General features: G+C 65.3%; 1 protein-coding gene. It reads left to right on the top strand.

Annotated elements, in window-relative coordinates:
- Positions 1-95: 95 nt before the first annotated feature.
- Positions 96-1,008: sodium:solute symporter family transporter (locus tag AC04L7_RS19555; RefSeq protein ID WP_475513828.1), on the top strand; the 913-nt coding region annotated here is incomplete at its 3' end.

Raw genomic sequence — 1,008 nt, 5'->3', positions numbered from 1 at the left:
GACCGTGGACTGCGCACGCTGACCACGAAGGGCGATCCGGACGCATCAGTGTCCGGATCGCCCGCGATGGCAAACGAACGGGGAAGGGGAGCGGGATGACACTGTCGGGACTGGATATCGCCATCGTGCTGGCCTACCTGGCCGGCATCTTCGTGCTTGCGCAGTGGGTGTCGCGCGAGAAGGCCGGGCACACCAAGGACGCGAAGGACTACTTCCTCGCGAGCAAGTCGTTGCCGTGGTGGGCCATCGGCGCGTCGCTGATCGCGGCCAACATCTCGGCCGAACAGATCATCGGCATGTCCGGTTCCGGCTACGCCATCGGCCTGGCCATCGCGTCGTACGAATGGATGGCGGCGGCCACGCTGCTGATCGTCGGCAAGTGGTTCCTGCCGGTTTTCCTGCGCAACGGCATCTACACGATGCCGCAGTTCCTCGAGCAGCGGTACGGCACGCGCATCCGCACGCTGATGGCCGTGTTCTGGTTGGGGCTGTACGTGTTCGTCAACGTCACCTCGATCCTGTGGCTGGGCGCCATCGCGGTGTCGCAGGTCACCGGCATGGACCAGATGCTGGCGGTGGTGCTGATCGGCGTGTTCGCGCTGCTGTACCAGCTCTATGGCGGGTTGAAGGCGGTCGCGTTGACCGACATCGTGCAGGTATCGCTGCTGGTGCTGGGTGGCCTGCTGCTCGCGGGCCTCACGCTCAACGAACTGGGCGAGGGCGCCGGTGTCGTCGCCGGCTTCCACAAGCTCTGGGCCGCGCAGCCGGGCCACTTCGAGATGATCCTCGACAAGGACAACCCGTTCTACAAGGACCTGCCGGGCCTCAGCGTGCTGATCGGCGGCATGTGGATCATGAACATCAGCTACTGGGGCTTCAACCAGTACATCATCCAGCGCGCGCTCGCCGCGAAGGACATCGGCGAGGCGCAGAAGGGCGTGCTGTTCGCCGCCTTCCTCAAGCTGCTGATGCCGGTGATCGTGGTGCTGCCCGGCATCGCCGCGGTGA

This window comes from Pseudoxanthomonas sp. LjRoot204_2 (assembly GCF_056175765.1).
Note: the sequence above shows the minus strand (reverse complement) of the source record. Positions and strands in the feature narration are given on the sequence as shown.